The organism is Gemmatimonadaceae bacterium (assembly GCA_020852815.1).
GTDB lineage: Bacteria > Gemmatimonadota > Gemmatimonadetes > Gemmatimonadales > Gemmatimonadaceae > SCN-70-22.
In genome coordinates this window covers 79,666-97,043 of the sequence record JADZAN010000015.1, presented here as the reverse complement: position 1 = coordinate 97,043, position 17,378 = coordinate 79,666, and the positions used below count along the sequence as shown (strand labels likewise).

The window sequence follows — 17,378 nt, the reverse complement described above, 5'->3', positions numbered from 1 at the left end:
CCGCACCAGAGTCTCGGGAGCCCCTCATGTTCCTCTCCGACGTATCCATCAAGCGCCCCGTGTTCGCCACCATGATGATGGTGGCGCTCATGGTCTTCGGCATCGTGGCGCTCCAGCGCCTGGCGGTCGACGAGTATCCCGACATCACGTACCCTGTGGTGATCGCCAACACCTCGTATCCGGGGGCCAGCCCCGAGGTCATGGAGCGCGACGTGTCGCGCCCCATCGAGGAGGCGCTCAACACGGTCAGCGGCATTCGCGAGATCACCTCGACCTCGTCGGAAGGGAACTCCAGCGTGCGCCTGATGTTGCAGCTGGGGTTCGACCCGCTGGAGGCGCAGCAGGAGGTCATCGCCAAGATCGCCCGCATCCGCCGCCAGCTCCCGCCAGACGTGGATGACCCGGTCATCATGCGCTTCGACCCGAACGATCGCCCGATCATGTCGGTGTCGATGCGGTCGGACGAGCGACCGCTGCGCGAGCTGACGGACCTGGCGGAGCAGACAATCAAGCCGCGCTTCGAGAGCGTCCCCGGCGTCGGTGGCGTGAACGTGAATGGCGGCGCCACGCGCCAGATTCGCGTGCAGCTCAACGCCGAGGCGCTGGTGGCCTACGGCATCTCACCGGCGCAGGTGTCGGCGGCGCTGGCGCGCGAGAACTCCGAAACGCCGGCGGGGCGCGTCTTCCGCGGCGAAACCGAGCGCATGGTGCGCGTGACGGGCAAGATCCGCGACCCGATGGCCTTCATGGACGTCGTGGTGGCGGTGCGCAACGGGACGCCGATCCGCGTGCGCGACGTGGCGAATGTCGTCGACGGCTTTGCCGACCGCCGATCCGCCAGCTTCATCTCCGACGGCGACCAGCTCGTCCCCTCGGTCTCGCTCGAGGTCCTCAAGGTCACGGGCTCCAACACCGTCGAAGTCTCCGACGGCGTGAACAAGGTCGTCGACGACATCCGCAAGACGCTGCCGTCGGACATCCAGCTCACGCTCGTCCGCGACGACTCGATCAAGATTCGCGAGTCGCTGGCCGACGTCGAGATCTCGATCATTCTCGGCGCCGTCCTCACCATCGCGATCATCTACCTCTTCCTCAACTCCTGGCGCTCCACCGTCATCACCGGGCTCACCCTCCCGGTGTCGATCATCTCGGCGTTCTTCGTGATGTGGATCTTCAACTTCACGCTGAACACGATGACGCTGCTGGCGCTCTCGCTGGCGATCGGGCTCCTCATCGACGACGCGATCGTGGTGCGCGAGAACATCGTGCGCCACCTGGAGATGGGGAAAGATCACTTCCGCGCCGCCAAGGAAGGGACCGACGAGATCGGGCTGGCGGTGCTCTCCACCACGCTGGCGGTCGTCGCGGTCTTCGTCCCCGTGGCGTTCATGGGTGGGCAGATCGGGATGATTTTCTTCCAGTTTGGCGTGACGGTGGCGTTCGCGGTGCTCGTCTCGCTCTTCGTCTCGTTCACGCTCGACCCGATGCTGTCGAGCGTTTGGCCCGACCCCGAGGTCGAGCACGGCGGGCATGCGGAAACTCGCAAGAAGACGCGCAACCCGCTGCGCAAGGTCGCCTTTGCCTTCGACGACTGGTTCGAGCGGATGGCGGAGCGGTACAAGAACGGCCTGGGGTGGGCGCTCAACCATCGCGGCCTGATGGTGGGGCTCGCCGTTGGCTCGATCGCCGCGGCCTTTGCCCTCTTCCCGCTCCTCGGCTTCACCTGGCTCCCCGACTACGACGCCGGCGAGTTCAACGTGTCGTATCGCCTGCCCCCGGGCTCTCGCCTCGACTACACGGTGAAGAAGGGGAGCGAGATCGTGCAGCTCCTCCGCCAGCAGAAAGAGGTGAGCTTTGTTTCGCTCTCGGCGGGGGGCGGCGGCGGGATGTCGCGCGGCTCCAACGGCGGACAGATCTTCGTGCGGCTGGAGCCCAAGGAGACGCGGACGCGCGACATGTTCGCCATCCAGAACGAGCTGCGCGCCAAGCTGGCGCAGGTTCCCGGCGTGCGCCCGCAGATCACCGGCTCGTCGTCGATCTTCGGCGGCTTCCGCCAGCCGATCCAGATCTACGTGCAGGGGCCGGAGCCTACACGCCTGAAGCTGGCGGCCGAGCAAGTGCTGCAGACGGTGCGTTCCGTTCCCGGCGTGGCCGAGCCGAACTCGTCGGATGAAGGAGAGATCCCGCAGCTCGACGTGCGCGTGGATCGGCAGCAGGCGTGGGCGGCAGGGCTCGCGATGCAGACGATCGGCGGGACGTTGCAGCCGCTCTTCCAGGGGCAGCGCGCCACGCGGTGGGAGGACCCCAACGGCTACTCGCACGACGTGATGGTGGTGTATCCCGACTCGTCGCGCGTCTCGGTGGAAGACGTCGCGCGCATCCCGGTGCTGAGCAACAACATCGACCCGCGCACGGGGATGCCGGCCACGATCCCGCTGTCGCAGGTGGCCGAGATCCGCCCCGGCGTGGGGCCGCAGCAGATCGAGCGCGGCTACCTCGAGCGCCGCGTCTCCATCTCGGCGGGCGTCCTTCCCGGCTTCAGCATGGGGAATGTGGCCGACGATGCGCGCAAGGCGCTGGATGGAATCGGGCTCCCCACCGGCTATCGCACCATCTTTGGCGGCGACGTCCAGAACCTCACCGAGACCAAGGGCTACGTCCTCGAGGCGTTGCTCCTGGCGGTGGTGTTCATCTACCTCATCATCGCCTCGATCTTCGGCTCCTTCATCCAGCCGCTGTCGATCATGCTGGCGCTCCCGCTGTCGTTCCTCGGCGTGGCGCTGGGGCTGCTCGTCACCGGCGGCTCACTCAACGTGATGTCGATGATCGGGATCATCATGCTCATGGGACTGGTGACCAAGAACGGGATCCTGCTCATCGACTTCGTCAACAAGGAGCGCGAGGCCGGGAAGGACCGCCGCACGGCGATCCTCAACTCGGCGCGCATCCGCGTGCGCCCGATCATCATGACGACGGCGGCGATGATCTTCGGCATGCTCCCGCTGGCGCTGGCGCTCGGTGAAGGAGCCGAGCAGCGGGCACCGATGGCGCACGCGGTCATCGGGGGACTCATCACCTCGACGTTGCTCACGCTGTTCATCGTCCCGGTCGTGTACACGTTGCTCGACGACCTGACGATGAAGATCCTCGGAAAGCGGGACATGAAGGTGCCGCTACCGATCGGCGCGGAGGCGGATGCTGCTGGGGACTGAAACCGAACGTACAGGCTATGGAAGCTGCTCCATCTGTCGAGACTCGAATTGCCAGTACGTGTTGCATCGGTGAGTGGCCTTCACGACGCGCGCTCAACTGCTCGACGGGGAAAGAACTAGCGTGCGCGAGTCCAGATGAGAAGAACGCCACACCCCCCCCCGCTTCGGTTGTACTCTGGCGGAACCTGAGATGGCCCAGTGTACACTTCGATCGAGCGAATCTGCGAAGGGGGAATTGAATTGACGTCGTACAACGGCACGACTTCGCGCGAGTTGCGGTTCGCAAGCACCGAAGAGTTGTAGACGAGTGCGCCGTCTACGTACACGTCCATGTAGCACGCCAAGGGCGCACCCGCTGCGATGTCCTGCCTGTCGAGAACGTCCTGCTTGCGTATCTGCGAGAATGCCCCTCGCCCGCTCCCGAGCGCTCGCCCCCCGCTCACCCACGCTTTCGAGCCGCCGACCTTTACGTCGACGCCAGCTACCGTCCGCAGAAGGTCGCCGGTGCGGTGATTTTCCCAGCGTGCGATTTCTGACTCATCTAGAAAGTGGCCGATTCCGCGGCGACGTCGTTCACTGAAGCCACTCAAATCCGGGGCCCGAGATTCGAAGGCAGTGCCCACGACCCTTCTCTCTGCGAGTACGGTGGTCGCGCGGAGAAGGGGGAAGTCCCGGGTGACGATGAGATCTGATTCCATCTCGATATCCGCGGTGTCGGGCGTGAATCCATCGGCGCGCACCACGATGCGCGCGACGCCACGCGCAACGCCACGCAACCGAAAGCGTCCGGCGCTGTCGCTCTGAACGCGCTGTCCGCTCACCAGGAGCACCACAGTCGCACCGGCGATAGGACTCGACGGATTGTCGGCTCTCACAACTCTGCCATCAAGCTCGCCGGACGCCTGAGCTCCGACGCCGTGTACTCGGCACAGAAGCAGGGCGGCCAAGAGTGACGATCGTAAGACCACGTGCAAGGCGCCCAACAGGCACATCGTAGATCAGCGCTGCGTGGGAGACTGAAAGTGCCGTCAACCGAAGGCACACCCTAGTACGATGATGTTTCTCTGTCAAGCAAGTCCTTCCATGTGTTGCGCGGGCCGAGGGGAAGCGATGCGCCATCAGCCTGTAGTCATCAAAGCGTGCGCAGCATTGCGGAGGTGGGCTCGCGGCAGGATGCTATCTCAAGTTGGGTCAGTCATGGCAGCAATGGAGAGCGTGGCAGGCGCATCTGCGACGGCTCCGGGAACGGGGGGCAAGTCGAAACAACCGGGAATGCCACGCGGGGCCGCGCCGGAACCTTCTGCGGGTGGCAGCGGCATGCCTGTACACACCGGGGCGGTGGCGTGCTCGAGGCGTTGCTCCTGGCGGTGGTGTTCATCTACCTCATCATCGCGTCGATCTTCGGCTCCTTCATCCAGCCGCTGTCGATCATGCTGGCACTCCCGCTGTCGTTCCTCGGCGTCGCGCTGGGGCTCCTGGTCACCGGCGGCTCGCTCAACGTGATGTCGATGATCGGGATCATCATGCTCGTGGGGCTGGTGACGACCTGACGATGAAGATCCTGGGAAAGAAGGAGATGAATGTCCCGCTCCCGATGGGGGCCGAGGCGGGGGTCGGCGACTGACGCTGGCTGCCTCGTTCGGTGGGTGACCCCCGAAGGGCGGCGAGTCCATGCGACTCGCCGCCCTTTCGCGTGGTCGGGGGTGGACGCCGGCGCTGATCGCGCCGAGCTTCACCGGGTCCGCATCAGCCCCCGCACCGCCTCGTCGCATGCGCTGTCACGTCGCACCGTCCGCTCCTCGCGTCAGCATCGTGCTCGCGGGACTCGCCCTTGCCGCCTGCGCTCGTTATGCACCGATGGACGAGACGCGTCCCCCCGACCTTGGGAAGCGCGCGGCCGGGACGCACGGCGCCGTCACCTCTGCGCATCCGCTGGCCAGCGACGCGGGACTGGCGATGCTCCGCGCGGGGGGCAATGCGGTCGATGCGGCCGTGGCGACGGCCTTCGCGATCGGCGTCGTTGAGCCGGAGATGTCGGGCGTTGGTGGTGGCGGGGCGCTGCTCTTCTGGCAGCAGGGCGTTCGGCGCGCCGAGTACATCGACTTCTATCCCTCGCAGCCGGTCGCGCGCTGGCGCGGCGTGCGCGCCGACTCCGGCGTGCCGCTGCGCGTCGTGGCGGTCCCGGGAAACGTGGCGGGGCTGCTCGCCGCGCATGCGCGCTTCGGCAAGCTGACGCGCGAGCAGGTCATGGGGCCGGCCATTCGCCTGGCCGCCGAGGGCTTCCCGCTCTATCCCGTCCTCGCCGAGTTCATCGCGCGCGACACCGTGCGCCTCAAGCGCGACACCATTGCGCGCGCGCTGTACTGGTCCAACGGGCGAGTGCTCGGCATTGGCGACACCTTGCGCAATGCGCAGTTAGCCGAGGTGTTGCGACGCATTGCACGCGAGGGGCGCGATGGATTCTACCGCGGGGCGACGGCGCAGGCGCTGGTCGCGCGCATGAATGCGGGCGGTCACTCCGTAACGATGGACGACGTGGCCAACTACGAGCCGCAGTGGAAGCGCCCCCTCTGCACCACCTACCGCGGGCGCGTCGTGCTCTCGGCGCCGCCGCCCATGGGAGGGTTGCAGTTCCTCCACACGCTCGAGCTGTTGGAGACGCGCGGACTGACCGCCACCGGGCTCCCCACGCGCAACGGGACGTCGTTCGACGTGATGGCGTCGGCGATGCGCGTCGGCGTGGTGGCCAACGCTGCCAACGACGACCCGCGATGGAAGGCGATCCCGGTGCGCGGGATCATCTCCGAGCCGTTCGCGCGACAGTGGGGCGATGTCGTGGGAGTGGGACGCGCCACCGACTCGCTGCGCGCGCGCGATGCCCGCGGGAGCGACGGTGTGGTGCCGGCGGCGTGCGGCGCGTTCTCTCCGTTTCCCGGCGAGGCGCAGGGGAGCGCGCCGGCGGGTGCGATGCCTAACGGCGATGCGGTAGGTGTCGAACGGCGCGACGCGGTGATGCGCGAGCTGGCCGCGCGCGACTTCGCGGTGCGCGACACCCTGTCCGGTGGCGAGACGACGCACATCTCCGTCGTCGACGGGGAAGGGAACGCAGTCGCGGTGACCGTCACCAACTCGTCAGGCTTTGGCGCGGGGGTGATGGCGAGCGGCTTCTGGCTCAACGATTCGGGGTGGTGGCCGCGCGACGCCAACGCGATCCCCGCCGAGTTGCCGGCCGCCTGGCGCACGCGCATCACCACCATCGCGCCCACGGTGCTGGTGAAGGATGGCAAGGTCGACCTCGTGGTGGGGTCGCCGGGGGGCGGGCGCATCCCCTTCGCACTCGCGCAGAGCGTGGCCTATGCGATCGACTTCGGGCTCGACCCCATGGAGGCGATCCGCATGCCGCGGATGTACCCCGCGGCTGGGCGGCGCGTGGAGGTGGAGGCGGGCTTTGACGCCAGCGTGCTGGCCGCGGCGCGCGCCATGGGCTACGAGCCGGTGAACCCGGCATTTGGATATGCGCGCGTCTACATGATTGCCCGCCGCGGCGGGGTGTGGGTCGCCGCGGCAGACCCACGCCACGACGGCGAGGCGCGCGCGTACTGAGCCCGCTAGGCACGCGGTGCACCTGGCGCGCCGTGCATGAACCTGCGCCTAACGCCCTGACACCTGACGCACCGGCGCCAAACGCTCCACCGCCTAACGCCCCACCGCCCGTCGCCGCGCCAGCTCCACCTCGGCGCCAATGACGCCGAAGCCGTTCCAGTGCGGGCCGTGCGCTACGCGCTCGAACAGTGCCCACGCCCTGGCGGAGTCGCCGCGCACCAGATAGTAGTGCGCCACGGCGTAGCCGCTGGTGGAGAAGCGCACCGAGTCGCTGCTTGCCGCCTGCAGCACGGCCTCGGGGGGCCGCACCCCCTTGTACATCAGGAGGTTCTCGTAGTACGAGCGGTTGGTGTTGATCGTCATCGCCTCGCGCACCGGCGCCAGGAGACGGTCGGCTTCGGCGCGCCGGCCGGCGCGCACCAGCGAACGCCACGCCCAGTCGGTCATGGAGGCGCGGTCGTCGTCGTTGGTGGCCATGCGCATGCAACTGCGATAGCCGGGGCGGAAAGCGCCGGATGCCTCGCGCGCCCTGAGCGCGGCGTTGTCGGCAAAAGCGATGCACCTGAGGTAGATCGCCGCGGCGCGATCGAAGTGCCCCAGCAGGAAGTGCGCGAGCCCCTGGTGGTAGACGATGTCGAAGTTGGTCGAGTCGAGGGTGGCGGCGCGGTCCAGGTCGCGCGCGCCATCCTCGAACTGGCGCACCGTGATGTAGCGATGCCCGCGGAATCGCAGGAAGCGCGCGTCGTTAGGCCAACGCTCGACGCCGCGACTGTAGAGGGCAATCGCTTCACGAAAGCGCCAGGCGGTGGCGCGCGCAGTGGCGGCGGCGAGGAGGAGCTCTGGATCGTTTGTGTTGGCGGCAAGCGCCGCGTCGGCAGCGTCGACGCTCGCCGTGGGCATCGCGGGGGCACGCAGGACCTGGCCGAGAAGTGAGACGGCTTCCGCGCCCGCGGGGAGTGTCGCCGTCACCGACGGTGCGGCGGGGGAGGCGCCCGGTGTGCGCGCGCCACACGCACCGACGAGGAGCGACGCGATCGCCGCGAGTGCTTGTCGGGCGGCGCGGGGTGCTCGCGTCATTGCGGCGCGGCGCACGTTGACCGTCGGAATGGGTCGCATTGGCGAGGCTTGGGGGGAGAAGGCAACGAAAATGGATGCTCCCCCCAACTTGCAGCGCCTAGCGACGCGGCGCGAGGAACTTCGTCGTGCGACGCTTGATGGACTCCTGCCATGCGAGACCGCGCTGCATCCAATCGATGGCAGGGTGCGACCCGGAGATGTGTCGGCGGAAGTGCGCCAGCCAATCGGGGCGGCTCCCGTCGCGATCGGTAAGCATGTAGTCGCGCGCTACCTCCCACGAGCTCAAGGTCTCACCGCTGCGATCGATCAACGACGCTTCGGCAGCGAGCGCCGCGACCGAGCGTCCCACGAGCGCCGGCGTTTCGGAGGCGATGAAGTGCTCGTCCGTCTTGACGCCGTCACGCCAGGTGGCCTCGGTCACGCCAAAGAGCTCCAGCATCGCCTCGGAGCGCAGGAAGCCAGGCGTGATCGCCACGCAGGCAATGCGGTCCTTGCGCAGCTCCATGCTCATGGAGAAGGCGAGGCGCATGATGCTGACCTTGATGAAGTCATACCAGAAGGCGCCGCGATAGCTGAGCGTGTCGCCGTCAGTGACCTCGACAATCGCGGAGCGCGTGCGTGTTCGCCGTCGCGCGCGCAGGAGAGGGATCGCCGCCTGCGCGGTGATGAGGTGCGAGTAGATCGCCTGGCGCGCGAGCGCCCATCCCGCGTCGAGGTCGGTCTCGGCGAGTGGCTTCCAGATCACGTCGGCGGCGCTGTCGCCCCCCCACACGTCGTTCACGAGGAGGTCGAGGGCGCCGTGCTCGTCGCGGACGCGCGCCATGAGCGCGTCGACGTCGGCGCGTACCGTGTGGTCGGTGCGAACGGCGATCCCCATCCCGCCGGCCGCGGTGACCAGCGCCGCCGTCTCGTCGATCGTCTCGGGGCGGTGCAGTGGCGACGGATTGCCGCGCGTCGAGCGCCCGCTGCAATAGACCGTGGCGCCAGCCTCGCCTAACGCGACCGCGATGCCGCGCCCGGCGCCGCGCGTGGCCCCAGCCACGATTGCCACGCGCCCCGCGAGCGCCCCCCTGCGTCTGGCCTGCCGCGTTGCCGATGGGGCCGCTCCCTGTCGTGCGCCGCGCTCGTGCTGCCGTCGGGCCTTCGCCGCCATGCGCTCCTTCCGAGCCGAGAGTGAACGACTGTAATGCGTCAGCGCCAAGCGGATCGCAACCCCGCACGCGATGCGTGCCGATGAAGCGCGAGCCTTCCCGAAAAGCGTTCGTGACCTCGGAATGCGATGGTCGTCTCGATACGCGTTGATGCGATGTCGAGGCGTCGCATACGAGGCGTAGATCACAAGAGTCAGCCGCCGAATCACACGGCGCGAGCAAGAACGTGACGCAGGCCACCGGCCGCGCACGCCTGACCAACTACGCTGTTCCCCCTGAACTCGGTGACCGTTCCCAGTCAGGCGCGCGTGATGCCCTAGACCGCTGATGGGAGGGGCGGGGAGGCAAGCACAACGGGACACCCAATTGGGGTGATCCAGGCCAAACCCTCGCATGTTGGAGAGAAGCATGATCCGGAAACACCTCGTTGGGGCCACGCAACTGCTGGCCCTCTGGGCGCTCGCCGCCTGTGCTGGAGATCCGGCCGCTCCCGGTACGCCGGCGTCGTCGCTGCAGTCGCATGCGCCCAACACCGCCGAAGTCGGCGTGCTCATGGCGACGACTCCGCTGGTGCGCGATGCCGCGCTGGCGCGGGACATCACCGTGGCGCGACGCATCGGGAGCGGCGGCGGCTCGATCCGCATTCCGCAGCTAGGCTTCACCCTCACCGTTCCCCGTGGGGCGGTGGCCCGCACGACACGCTTCACGGTGACGGCACTCAAGGGGAAGGCGGTGGCCTACGAGTTCAAGCCGCACGGCACCGTCTTTCTGCGTCCGCTCGTTGCGTCGCAGCACCTCGCCGGCATCGACGTTCCGTCGGGGAGCACGCTGCAGGGCGGCTACTTCCCAGACCGGTCGCTCGTGGATGCGAGTGGCGCGAGTGCGCTGGTCGCGGAGTTCATTCCGGGCTCGGTGAGCGAGGACAATCGGACGTTCAACTGGCCGATTCGACACTTCTCGGGGTATATCGTCGCCTGGTAGGGCGGAAGACGAGAAGACGAGAAGCCCGCCCCAGCGAAAGCTGGGGACGAGAAGCCTGTCCCAGCGAAGGCTGGGGCCTGCCCCAGCGAAGGCTGGGGTTGAGAAGGCGGCGCGGTTTGACGCGTCGCCTTCTGGCTTGTAGGGTATCGGGCGTCGCGGCAGGTGCGACGCCCGCCGCCAGCTCGTGCCCCCTCTCTCTCCCTACACTCGCCCTCGATGATCACATCCATCGCGCACTTCACCATGAAGGCCGGCAAGGAAGAACTGGCCCTGGCGCGGCTGGCGGCGGTTCGCGCGCAGGCGGAGCGCGAACAGCCTGGCGTGGTATTCTACCTCGTGCATCGCGTCCTCAGCCGAAAGACTGGGCGCCCCACGCGCAAGCTGATGTTCTACGAGTCGTATCTCGACAATGCCGCCTTGCAGCGTCACCTGGCCAGCAAGGAGTGGCAGGCGGTGGTGAAGGGTTGGTCGCAGTGCTTCGAGGGGACGCACAACGTTTCCTTCGTCTCCCTGGAGCGCATTGCCGGCTTCGTGCACCTGCAGGCGCCCTGACGCGAGGCGCCTCGCGGGCGCTCGCTACGACGCATCGTATTCGAAGGCAGGGCCGACGGTCTTCCCCTCGACGATGGGCGAGGGGATGCGCATCAGCGCCTGCGCCTGGTAGCGCATCTCGTACATGATCGGCACCGCCTCCTGCAGCGCCGCCGGTCGTCCCGTGAAGGCGAGTTGCAGCTGCTGGAGGAGTCGCGTGTACGTGCGGTTGAACGTCACCATGGCCTGGTGGATGGTGCGATGGCGCCGGTACTGCGATGTGCGCGGGTTGGGGGCCATGGGGGCAATCACGCTCCAGTCGACGGGGAGTTCATCGCCGGTGGGGCCGCTGGCGTCGGAGTCGGTGGCCACGTAGCGGCGCCCCTGCAGCAGCTCGTTGAAGCGATGGAAGTGCGCCAGCTCGTCGACGTCGTTGAAGGCGCCGTCGCCGTCGGTGATCCCGCCGTCGTAACCCTCGCCCTGCTCGGTGATCTCGTCCAGGGCACGCAGCGCGGTCTCGAGATTGTGCACCTCGATGCAGTCGCCCCCGCCGCCGTAGTACCAGCGTTCCGGCGGCACCTGCATCGCGCGCTTCCCGGAGAAGAGCTTCCGCTCGCCGTACTTCTTCGCGCAGAACCTGAGCCCATCCTCGACGGCGGCGTAGAACTGCCCGAGGGTGTTGTAGTGGTCTCCCTCCGGCGGCGCCGAGGCGGGGGCCGGGCTCTCGATGAGGAGGAAGGTCTGCAATGCCTCGCGCCCGAGCGGGAGAAGTTGCACCTGAAAGCGCTTGTTCGAGTGCGGAAGGTAGGCTGGGTACCGCGGGACGGCGGCGGCGGACGCGATCACGGGCTTGCCGCCCACGGCAACGAGGACGTTGGCCGCCAGCGTCATGTGCAGCATCTCCTCCATCACCACGCTGCGCACGATGGCCTGCGCCTCGTGGTTGGTCCCTTCGGGGATGGAATAGAGCGCACAGAGATACGGCGCGATCGTGGCGTGCTCGATCGCGATCGCGGTCTTCAGGTGGTCGACCAGGCTGTCGTAATCGGTGATTGGCATCGCCCGCCTCAACCGAGCTGGGTGAGCATGTGGTCAGCCGCCTTGAGCGCGATGGCCACGGCGGTGATGGTGGGGTTGGAGGCGCCAACGGTCGGCATGCTCCCGCATCCCACCACGTACAGGTTCTCGTGGTCCCAACTGCGGCAATTGGCGTCGGTCACCGAGTCGGTGCGGCTCACCCCCATGCGATGCGTCCCCATGTGGTGCCCCGAACCGTAGAACCCTAACGAGTACTCCTTGCCGTCGCGCCCCTTGTAGGTCATGTACCCCGGGGTGTTGTCCGGCGTGTGCGACGTCCTGATGTCGTGCGGGGCGATCCCCATGGCACGGAAGAGCGCATTCGATACCTCGTTGGCCCGCACCATCGCCTCGCGCGTGTAGTCCGACACGTTGTAGTGAATCACCGGGCGATAGCACCCCAGCGGATCCAGGAACTCGCGATCGATCGTGACGCGATTGCCCGCCTCCGGCAGCTGCTCCACCACGTAGCCCACGCGCAGCTGGCGGGTGATCTGGTGCTCCAGCGACTGTCGCAGCGCCTTGCCGAAGACGTTCTTCCCCACTGCGTCGTTCACGTTGCTCCCGGGGGGAAAGGTGGCAACGTCCCACCCCCAGTTCCCCAGGTCGATGCGGAAGGCGGCGAACTCGTTGCGGAACGGGCCGTCGCGAAACGACGGGATCTCCGACGTCTGCCCGGGGCCGCGGAACGCTCCCACCGGCGTGGGATTGAGCGCCCACGTGAGGAAGAACGGATGGTCCATCAGGTTGCGCCCCACCTGGTCGCTCGAGTTGGCAGCCCCCGACGCAAGCAGGAGCTTGGCGCCCTCCACCGCGTGCGCGGCCACCACGTACAACGTCCCGTATGCGGTGTACGTCTGCGACTGGTTGGACGACTCGCTGGCGTAGCGCTTGAACTCCACACCGCCAATGCGCCCGCTCTCGTCGATGAGGAGGCGCGTGGCCACGGCCTGCGTCACCAGCGTGTAGAAGTTCGCATCGAGCTCACCCAGCGTGCGGAGCGCGCTGTACTTGGCCTGCACGGGACAGATGGGGATGCAGCTGGCGTTACCCTCGCACCGCTGTCCCACGTGCGGCGCCCCCACCGCCCCCCGCGGACGATAGCCGGCGCGCGGAATGGAGTTGCGCGCCTGCGGAAGCGACGTCACCGTCATCCCGTACTCGCGCCCCGCCCACTGCACCTTGGCCCTCGCCGCCCCCCGGGCATACAACTGGTCCGAATAGCTCTGGGGAATGCGCTCCATCGGATAGTCGTAGTCCTCGGGAAACCACATCCCGAAGTGCTCCTGGTCCTCCTTGTTCGCCGACACGCCTAACGCCCACTCGGCGCGACAGTAGTACGGTTGCAGCTCGTCGTACGTCAGCGGCCAGTCGACCCCGACGCCGTACGCCGTCTTCATGCGAAAGTCGTTGGGCACCATGCGCGGACACGTCCCCAGCCAGTGCAGCGACGTCCCGCCGAGCGAGCGCAGGTACGTCGAGCCAAAGGCCAGCGGCCCCTTCTCCACCTGGTAACCGGAGAGAATGGGGACGTGCTTCTGCATGTTGTACACGTCCTGCGCGTACGTGCTGGGCGCGTTCGCGTTAGGCGGATACGGCGAGTTGGGCTCCTTGATGAGCGCCGAGCGAAAGGTGTCGACGTAGGACAGCCATCCGTCATACGACAGCCCGGAGGCGCGCCCCGCCTCGAGGAGGAGGACGCGCTTGCCGCGGTCGCTGAGCACCTTGGCGATGTTGAGCCCTACCGGCCCCGCCCCGATGATGACCGCGTCGTAACTCCCCTGTGGCATCGTCATCGCGTCACCGGCGGAAGCGACCACGAGCCGAACCCCGGCTGCTTGGCGCCCTGCGGGTGCGTGTGGATGGCCTTCCACACCAACCCCTCGGCGTAGGCGTCTGGCGACACCATGCACGTGACGTCGAGCGCGCTCGCGCCATGCGCATCGCGCCAGTCCCCCGGAAGCTGGTTCCACTGCCCCAGGTACCAGAGCACGATGAGGTTGCGCGCCACCGGGCCGAGCATGTCGTCGTCCAGCACGTTGAGTCGTATGAGTCGATCAAGCGTCGCCTGCTTGCCGTTCGACGCATCCATCGCCGCCTGCGAGACCGAGAGCAGGTCGCCCAGGCGCGTGTCGCCGATGATGCGGCGAATCCAGTCGATGTAGGTGTCGACCATCCCCGTCCCCCACAGCTCGGCGTCGTCAAAGCCGGTGAGGATCACGGAGAGCGCCACGAACTGTCGGCGCGTATCGGGTGGAGCCACCGTGCGCGGCATGTCGGCGCTCCCTGTCTAGAGGTCGGCCCAGTATGCGCGCGCCTCGGCGATGCAGGGCGCGCTGTTGAAGACCTGCACCGCGACCGCCTTGCGTTCGCCGATGAGCTTCTCCATGTCGTGACGCATCGGGTGCGGGCTCTGGCCTAGCGAGATCGTCACCGCGTTGCGGTTCGCCTTGGGGATGTGATACGTGTCGTGCATCCCGAAGTAGTTCCGGCGCGACCCCGCGACGCGCTTGGCGCTCCCCACGTAGCTCAGGTCGACCCACTCCGACATGTTGCCGGACGTTGGTGTGAGCCCGGTGAGCGACACATTCGCGCTGTAGATGCTCTTCGAGTTGTCGTCGTGGTCGTAACAGGTCCAGGCATAGGCGCCCTGCCCCGGGTTGTTGAGCGCGGGGACGTTGTACTTGTAGTCGACCTGGAACTTGTTCTCGAAGTAGAGCTGCTGCCCGGCGGCCACCGCGACGGCGCTGTCGCATGCCACCCAGACGCGATAGTTGCCAATGCGCTTGGTCTGGTCGCCGTTGGCCAGGTACTCCTGCAGCGTCATCGCCGGGACGTTAGGTGCCTGGTTGGCGGCGAAGGCGAGGATGTTGAGTTCGGTCTCGTTGAAGCCCGAGGCGCCGGGATTCCCGGGCTCCCCCTGGCCGTAGAGCGCGACCGCGTTGAAGAAGTTGATCCCCACGGCCCCCATCCCCTCGAACTGTGCTGGGAGCATCCCCAATGGCTTGAGGTACTTGAGCAGGACCGGGAGTTCGACCTGCCAGTAGACCCAGATCGAGCTGATCCCGGCGTAGTAGAAGGGGACCGAGGCGGGGATGTTGATGGTGCCGGTGGGCTTCGACGTGACCTTGAACGTCGGGATGCTGATGGTGGGCGGGAGGGGGGGGAGGGGGCTCGAGGTCGCGCGCGCCATGGGAAGCCTCGGGGAGGGGGGGGACGCCGACCGCCGCGGCGGGATACACAGCGCGGCGAGCACCCGTTCTACGGCCGTGCCCGCAACCTCGCAAGACGTGGCAATGCGAAACCGCCATCTGTCAACTTCTAGGCGCGGTGGCGATCGCGACCGTGGGGGCGCCGAAAGCGGTGCGCGGTGGTAGGTTCCCCTCCGATGTCCATGACCCATCCCGCCGACTTCCTTGGTGAACGGCTGAGCGCTGCGCTCGCCGGCACATACGAGATCGAACGCGAACTCGGCGGCGCCGGAATGAGTCGCGTCTTTGCCGCGCGCGAGATCGCGCTCGACCGCACGGTGGTCATCAAGGTCGTCACGGCCGAGGTCACCTCCGGGATCAGCGCCGAGCGCTTTCGTCGCGAAATCCAGGTGGCGGCCACGCTCCGCCATCCGCACATCGTCCCGCTGCTGAGCGCGGGCGAGGCGTCGGGCATCCTTTACTACACGATGCCGCTCATCAACGGAGAGTCGCTGGCGCACCGCATTGCCCTTGCCGCGCCGCTTCCCGTGGGCGAAGTCGTGCATCTGGCGGAGGAAGTGGCCGACGCGCTCGACCATGCGCATCGGCAGGGAGTGATTCACCGCGACATCAAGCCGGCCAACATCCTCCTCGAAGACGAACACGCGATCGTCGCCGACTTCGGCATCGCGCGGGCGGTGAGTAGGGCCGCCGAGCCCACGGCGAGTTCGCTCACCGCCACTGGGCTGGTGCTGGGGACGCCGCTCTACATGAGCCCCGAGCAGGGAGGCGGGGACGCGGTCGACGGTCGCTCCGACATCTACGCTCTTGGGTGCGTGATGTACCAGATGCTCTCCGGGCGTCCGCCGTTCGAGGGGAGCACGGCGCAGCAGATCATTCTGGCGCACTTCGTGAAGGAGCCGCCGCCGCTCGAGCGAGACGACATCCCCGACGCACTGCGACAGCTCATTCGCACGGCGATGGCGAAGGAGCCTGACGAGCGCTTCGCTTCGGCGGCGCTCCTGCGCAACGCGCTGCGCTCCCTCGACACGCGTCACCTGCCCATGTCGCCCCCCGCAGTGCAGACCACGCGTGACGCTCACTCGACGCCGAGCGCCACGTCGTCTCCCATGGTGGCGCACCCCGCGTCGAACGCGCCGACGTCGGGGCCCATCGATTCGGTGGCGGTGCTCCCGTTCGACTCGCCGGCCAGCGGGAGCGACGACGAGTACCTCGCCGACGGGATCACCGAGACCATCCTCAACAAGCTGACGCGAGTCTCGGGGCTGCGCGTCGTCCCGCGATCGGTGGTCTTTCGCTACAAGCGGCGCGACGTCGACATCCCGATTGTCGCCAATGAGCTGCGCGTTCGCGCGCTGGTGACAGGGCGCGTGCGCCAGCGCGGGCAAACACTGCACGTGAGTGCCGAGCTCACCGACGCGGTCAACGAGTCGCAGCTATGGGGGGACCGCATCTCGCGCTCGGCCGAGGACATCTTTGCCGTGCAGGAGGAGATTGCCGGCGAGATCGTGAAGTCGCTCCGGTTGCGGCTGTCGGCAGAGGAGCGGCAGGAGCTGGTGCGGCGTTACACCGAGGATTCGGTCGCGTATCGCGCCTACCTGCGCGGGCGGTACCAGTGGAACAAGCGCACGCGCGATGGCTTCCTCAAGGCGATTGCCCACTTCCAGGAGGCAATCGACCGCGACCCCGCGTACGCCCTTGCCTACGCGGGGCTGGGCGATTCGTACAACGTGCTCGGGTACTACAACTACCTCCCGCCGCGCGAGGCGTATCCGAGGGCCAAGGCGGCGGCAATGCGCGCGCTGGAGATCGACGAGTCGCTGGCGCAGGCACACGCATCGTTAGGGTACACGCGCCTGTTCCACGACTGGGACTGGGCGGGGGCCGAGGCGTCGTTCACGCGCGCCATCGCGCTCGACCCCACCTACGCCAGCGCACACCAGTGGTATGCGTGGTGCCTGCTGGTGATGCGCCGGATGGACGAGATGATCGAGGCAATGCGAACCGCGTTGCAGCTGGACCCGCTCTCGCTCATCATCAACGCGCACATGGGGTATGCCCTCTTCTGGGCCGGGCGCTTCGACGAGGCGCTCGAACAGCTGGCCCGTACGCAGGCACTCGACCCCAACTTCGCCCTCACCTACTGGCCACTGGGTGCAGTGCACATCTGGCAGGGGCGGCACCAAGAGGCGGTCGCCGACTTCCAGCGACTGGTCGACCTCACCGATGGCGCCACCGGGCTCGGCTACCTCGGGATAACCGCCGGCGTCGGCGGGCACCCCGAAGTGGCGCGTGAGGCGCTGCAACGCCTGGAGGCGCGTGCCCGTACGCAATACGTGTCACCGCTGGATCGCGCCATTTGTCACGTTGGCGTGGGTGACTACGAGGAGGCCTTTCGCTGGCTCACGCGCGCAGTGGACGATCGGGTGAGCGACCTCGTGCGTCTCTACTCCCTGCCGTGGCCGGCGGAGATACGCGCCGATCCGCGATTCGAGTCGGTGGCGCGTCAGGTCGGGATCGCGCGCTAGCCGCGC

At 67.5% G+C, this 17,378-nt stretch carries 13 protein-coding genes; 6 read left to right on the top strand and 7 right to left on the bottom strand.

Annotated features, from left to right (window positions below):
• Positions 1–26 precede the first annotated feature (26 nt).
• Positions 27–3,212: an efflux RND transporter permease subunit gene (locus IT359_08510; protein MCC6929014.1), complete on the top strand. Its 3,186-nt coding sequence runs from the start codon at positions 27–29 to the stop codon at positions 3,210–3,212.
• Between the two features lie 116 nt (positions 3,213–3,328).
• Here the strand turns inward: IT359_08510 and IT359_08505 are convergent, their stop codons facing one another.
• Positions 3,329–4,159 (bottom strand): TonB-dependent receptor, encoded by an 831-nt coding sequence (locus tag IT359_08505; GenBank protein ID MCC6929013.1) that lies wholly within the window; start codon positions 4,157–4,159, stop codon positions 3,329–3,331.
• A gap of 396 nt (positions 4,160–4,555) precedes the next feature.
• Between IT359_08505 and IT359_08500 the strand changes: the two genes are divergently transcribed.
• On the top strand, positions 4,556–4,762 hold the full coding sequence (locus IT359_08500; GenBank protein MCC6929012.1) for an efflux RND transporter permease subunit: 207 nt from the start codon (positions 4,556–4,558) through the stop codon (positions 4,760–4,762).
• A 220-nt stretch (positions 4,763–4,982) separates the two neighbouring features.
• Positions 4,983–6,815 carry a gamma-glutamyltransferase gene (locus IT359_08495; GenBank protein ID MCC6929011.1) on the top strand — a complete coding sequence of 611 codons (1,833 nt, stop codon included), beginning with the start codon at positions 4,983–4,985 and terminating at the stop codon, positions 6,813–6,815.
• Between the two features lie 93 nt (positions 6,816–6,908).
• Here the strand turns inward: IT359_08495 and IT359_08490 are convergent, their stop codons facing one another.
• Positions 6,909–7,931 carry a tetratricopeptide repeat protein gene (locus IT359_08490; protein MCC6929010.1) on the bottom strand — a complete coding sequence of 341 codons (1,023 nt, stop codon included), beginning with the start codon at positions 7,929–7,931 and terminating at the stop codon, positions 6,909–6,911.
• A 58-nt stretch (positions 7,932–7,989) separates the two neighbouring features.
• The gene (locus IT359_08485; protein ID MCC6929009.1) at positions 7,990–8,943 is read right to left on the bottom strand and encodes an SDR family NAD(P)-dependent oxidoreductase; all 954 of its coding nucleotides are present in this window, start codon (positions 8,941–8,943) and stop codon (positions 7,990–7,992) included.
• A 508-nt stretch (positions 8,944–9,451) separates the two neighbouring features.
• Here IT359_08485 and IT359_08480 point away from each other — a divergent pair.
• Both IT359_08480 and IT359_08475 read left to right on the top strand, forming a co-directional pair.
• Positions 9,452–10,024, top strand: a complete 573-nt coding sequence (locus tag IT359_08480) for a hypothetical protein (protein ID MCC6929008.1) — start codon at positions 9,452–9,454, stop codon at positions 10,022–10,024.
• Positions 10,025–10,240: 216 nt separating this feature from the next.
• Positions 10,241–10,576 (top strand): antibiotic biosynthesis monooxygenase, encoded by a 336-nt coding sequence (locus IT359_08475; GenBank protein MCC6929007.1) that lies wholly within the window; start codon positions 10,241–10,243, stop codon positions 10,574–10,576.
• 24 nt (positions 10,577–10,600) lie between these two features.
• Here IT359_08475 and IT359_08470 read toward each other — a convergent pair whose 3' ends face one another.
• The 4 genes from IT359_08470 to IT359_08455 are packed head-to-tail and all read right to left on the bottom strand — an operon-like array spanning position 10,601 to position 14,825.
• Positions 10,601–11,614 carry a ferritin-like protein gene (locus IT359_08470; GenBank protein MCC6929006.1) on the bottom strand — a complete coding sequence of 338 codons (1,014 nt, stop codon included), beginning with the start codon at positions 11,612–11,614 and terminating at the stop codon, positions 10,601–10,603.
• Between the two features lie 8 nt (positions 11,615–11,622).
• The gene (locus tag IT359_08465; protein MCC6929005.1) at positions 11,623–13,428 is read right to left on the bottom strand and encodes a GMC family oxidoreductase; all 1,806 of its coding nucleotides are present in this window, start codon (positions 13,426–13,428) and stop codon (positions 11,623–11,625) included.
• Complete coding sequence (locus IT359_08460) at positions 13,425–13,907, bottom strand: hypothetical protein (GenBank protein MCC6929004.1); 483 nt, start codon at positions 13,905–13,907, stop codon at positions 13,425–13,427. Before IT359_08460 ends, IT359_08465 begins: the two co-directional genes overlap by 4 nt.
• A gap of 15 nt (positions 13,908–13,922) precedes the next feature.
• Positions 13,923–14,825 (bottom strand): hypothetical protein, encoded by a 903-nt coding sequence (locus tag IT359_08455; GenBank protein ID MCC6929003.1) that lies wholly within the window; start codon positions 14,823–14,825, stop codon positions 13,923–13,925.
• A gap of 195 nt (positions 14,826–15,020) precedes the next feature.
• Here IT359_08455 and IT359_08450 point away from each other — a divergent pair, with 195 nt between their 5' ends.
• Positions 15,021–17,372, top strand: a complete 2,352-nt coding sequence (locus IT359_08450; GenBank protein ID MCC6929002.1) for a protein kinase — start codon at positions 15,021–15,023, stop codon at positions 17,370–17,372.
• The last annotated feature ends 6 nt before the right edge of the window (positions 17,373–17,378 follow it).